Here is a 3,851-nt window from a genome sequence, read left to right as displayed (position 1 = left end):
TACCGCCCCCCCCCCGCGCCCGCCCGCGCCCCCCCGCCGGCCCCCGCCCCCCGCGCCGCGGGGCCCGCGCCCCCCCCGCGGCCGCATGGCCAGCCGGGGGTTGACGGGTACGACCTTGAAGTTGCGGGTCGCCGCCCCCACCCGGCCGAACAGGGCGTCCTGTCCGGCCACGTAGAGGGTTCCGACGCCCTTGTCGCGCAGGGAGCCGAGCACGCCCGGCCAGTCCACCGGCCGGACACAGCCGTCCAGCAGCAGGTTCCGTACCTCGTCGCCCGTCGTGAGCACGGCCCCGTCCTGGTCGGCGACGACGGGCAGCTGCGGGTCGCGGAAGGTGAGCCCCGCCAGGACCTCGTCCTCGACGCGGCGGCGCAGCCCGCCGAACGCCGGGGAGTGCAGCGGCGGCTCCATCACGTACAGCGGCATGCCGCCCGCCGCCCGCAGCCGCTGCTGGAGCCACTCCAGCCGGGAGGTGCGCAGGGTGAGCATCGCGAAGTCCTCGTCCACGACGCAGGTGACGTCGTGCCACTCGCCCTGCTCGGTCAGCTCGGCCCGCACCTCGTCCAGCAGGGCGCGCGGGGTCCGGGCGAAGGACTGGGTGGCGACCTTCTCCGGGTGCTCCTCGGCGAAGTACGCGTCGAGGGTGTGCGCGAAGCGTGCGGTGAAGCGGATGCCGTCGGCGAAGGACAGTGCCCCGGAGTGCACGGCGGCGGCCTTCTCGCCGAAGCTCAGGCCGGTGCAGAAGGCCGGCTGCTCGTCGTACTCGTGCTCCACCCACCGGGCCAGGGCGAGGCAGTTCACGAGGAACGCCACCTGGGCGTGGTCCGAGTAGTCGCCCTCGGCCTGCTTGAACCGCTCGAAGAGCGAGTACCCGAGCACCTCGTCGGCTTCCGCGAACAGGGTGCGGGCGAACGGGTTGACCAGCATGAACTTGGCGACCTCGGCGAACGGGACGGGGCCCATGCCGGGGAACACCAGGGCGCTGCCGGTGCGGTCAGTTGCCTCCACGGCCCACCGTCTCCTTCTGCTTCGCGCCCGCCAGCGAGCCCAGGAAATCCTTCATCACCTGCTGGAACAGCTCCGGCTCCTCCAGGTGCGGGAGGTGGCTGGACTCCTCGAAGATCTCCCACCGGACGTCGGGGATCAGGTCCTGGAACGGCTGGACCGTCGCCGGGGTCGCCTCGTCGTGGCGCCCGGAGATCAGCAGGGTCGGCACCGCCACCTGCGGGCAGTGGTCGATGACCGACCAGTCCTTGAGGGTGCCGTTGACGTGGAACTCGCTCGGGCCGTTCATGGCGTAGTACACCGTCGGGTCGTTGTAGACCTCGTAGAACGAGGCCAGGTAGTCCCGCGGCCACGGCTTGAGGCGGCACACGTGCTTCTCGTAGAAGGGGCGCATCGCGTTGTGGTACTCGTCGCTGTCGGTGGTGCCCGCGGCCTCGTGGCGCAGCAGCGTCTCGTTGACGCCGGGCGGCAGTTCGGCGCGCAGCCGCTCCGCCTCCTGCAGCCACAGCGGGTAGGAGGCGGGGGCGTTGGCGATGACGAGGCCGCGCAGGCCGGCCGGGCGGGCGGCCGCGAACTTGGTGACGAGGAGTCCGCCCCAGGACTGGCCGAACAGGACGTAGTTGTCTGCGATGCCGAGCTGCTTCACCAGGTTGTCGAGTTCGTCGGCGAACAGCTCGGGGGTCCAGAAGTCGGGCCCCTTGTCGGGCAGGTGGGTGGAGCCGCCGTTGCCCAGCTGGTCGTACAGGACGACCGGGCCGGTGTGCTCCGCCAGCTGCGTCAGGTTCTTGAGGTAGTCGTGGGTGCTGCCGGGCCCGCCGTGGACGACGACGAGCGCGGGCTGCTCCGACTGGAGGTCACCGGTGACCTGGTACCAGGTCTCGTACGGGCCGAAGGGCACGGTGCCTTTGGGTTTGAGTGCCACCGTCGTCTCACATCGCTTTCTGGGTCTGGTCGGCGGTCTGTGCGGCGTCGGGGGCGTCGGCGATGCCGGAGGCGAGCCAGTCCTCCAGCACGCGGGCGGTGTCGTCCGCGCGCTCCTCGACGATGGTGAAGTGGTTCGCGGCGACGGGGCGCAGCGTGTGGGCGGGGTCCCAGGGCTCGGCCTTGCCCTGGGTGAGCTCGGGCGAGGGGTCGTCGCCGTCCGGTACGAAGGACTGGGTGCACTGGACGAACAGGACGGGCGCCGCGACGGAGTCGAGGGGCAGGTCCGGTACGAGTTCCACCCAGCGGCCCATGGCCGAGAGCCGGGTGCTGTCGAACTCCCCGAAGGCCGCTTCCTTGTCGAACATGCCGAGCGCCAGGCCGTCCATGGGGACGCCTTCGCTCTCGCCGTCGTGGACGTTGTAGGTGTCGAGCAGGACCACGCCGTGCGGGCGGATGCCGTGCGCGCGCTCCAGGTGCCCGGCGGTGGCGTAGGCGAGGGTGCCGCCCGAGGAGTAGCCGATCAGGACGAACGGCTCCCCGCCGGCGGCCTCCAGGACGGTGCGGGCCAGGCCCTCGACCGCCGCCTGCGGGGTGGCCGGGAGGCTCTCGCTCGCATCGAAGCCGAGGACGGGCAGGGCGGACACCTTCCGCTTGCCCTGGAGGTGGGAGACGAGGCGCGCGTGCTGGTACGCCCCTCCGGTCGCCATCGGCGTGTTGACGAAGATCAGGTGCGGGCCTTCCGCACCGTCGGCGAGCCGCGCCGCGGCCGGTACGTGCTCCAGCTCGGCCGCCGTCTCGAAGGACGGCCGGACCGCGGCCGCCGCGCGCAGCAGGTCGAAGCCCTTGTCCGCGTGGCCGGAGACCACGGCCCCGTGGAACAGGTCGCGCAGCGTCTCCCCCGCGCCCCGGGCCGGCCGGGCGGCGGGAGCGGAGTCCGGTGACGGGGCGGCGGAGCCGGAGGCGCCGGCTTCGGCGGCCGTCGTACCGGGGCGCTGCTCGGCGTACTCGGCCAGCAGCACCTTGGCGAGCTGCGCCGGGCTGTGGCTGTCGAACACCACCATCGGGGACAGCCGCAGGCCGGTGTCCTGCATGAGGGCGTTGCGCAGCTCCATCGCGCTGAGCGAGTCGAATCCGGTCTCCAGGAAGCCCCGCTCGACGTCGATGGCGGTGGGGTTGCTGTGACCCAGGAGGTGCGCGGCGCGCTTCTGGACGAGCTCGCGCAGCGCGGCCTCCTGCTCGTCCTCCGGTGCCTGGCCGATCCGGAGCCAGATCAGCTCCGTCACGGCGCTCTTGGCTCCGGCGGTGCGGCGCCGGCTGCCGGAGGTGGCGGGCCGCAGGAGGGCGGGCAGCCGGTCGGCGCGCGCCTGGAGGGCGGTGCGGTTGACGTGGAGCGGGACGGTGGCGGGCCGGCCCGAGGCGCAGGCGGCGTCGAAGAGGGCGAGGGCCTCTTCGGGCTGGAGCGGCGGCAGGCCCTGGCGCTCCATGCGCTTCACGTCGGTGTCCGAGACGTACTGCCCGAGGCCGGTGCGGGCCCAGAGGCCGTAGGCCAGCGACTGGGCGGCCAGGCCCTGCGCGTGCCGGTACGTCGCGAGGGCGTCGAGGAAGGTGTTCGCCGCCGCGTAGTTCGCCTGCCCGGCCGCCATGGTGAGTCCGCCGGCGGAGGAGATGAGGGCGAACAGGGGCAGGTCCAGGTGCCGGGTCTGCTCGTGCAGGTGCCAGGCGGCATCGGCCTTGGGGGCCAGGACGCGGTCCAGGCGCTCGGCGTCCATGGTCGACACGAGGCCGTTGTCGCCGGTGCCGGCGGCGTGGACCAGACCGGTCAGCGGGTGTTCGGCCGGGATCGACGCCAGCAGCGCGGTGATGTTGGCCGGATCGGCCACATCGCACGCCGTGATGGTGACCTCGGCGCCCAGTTCCGCCAGCTC

The 3,851-nt window shown here is 72.9% G+C and carries 3 protein-coding genes; all 3 read right to left on the bottom strand.

Annotated elements, in window-relative coordinates:
* On the bottom strand, positions 1 to 1,005 hold a 1,005-nt coding region (locus ACFXA3_RS38005), incomplete at its 3' end, for an ACP S-malonyltransferase (RefSeq protein WP_385195121.1).
* Positions 992 to 1,924, bottom strand: coding sequence for a proline iminopeptidase-family hydrolase (locus tag ACFXA3_RS38000; protein WP_385195118.1), 933 nt, complete (start codon positions 1,922 to 1,924; stop codon positions 992 to 994). The genes ACFXA3_RS38005 and ACFXA3_RS38000, both read right to left, overlap by 14 nt.
* Positions 1,925 to 1,931: 7 nt before the next feature.
* On the bottom strand, positions 1,932 to 3,851 hold a 1,920-nt coding region (locus ACFXA3_RS37995; protein WP_385195115.1), incomplete at its 5' end, for a KR domain-containing protein.

The organism is Streptomyces sp. NPDC059456, from assembly GCF_042750055.1.
Classification (GTDB): Bacteria; Actinomycetota; Actinomycetes; order Streptomycetales; family Streptomycetaceae; genus Streptomyces.
Note: the sequence above shows the minus strand (reverse complement) of the source record. Positions and strands in the feature narration are given on the sequence as shown.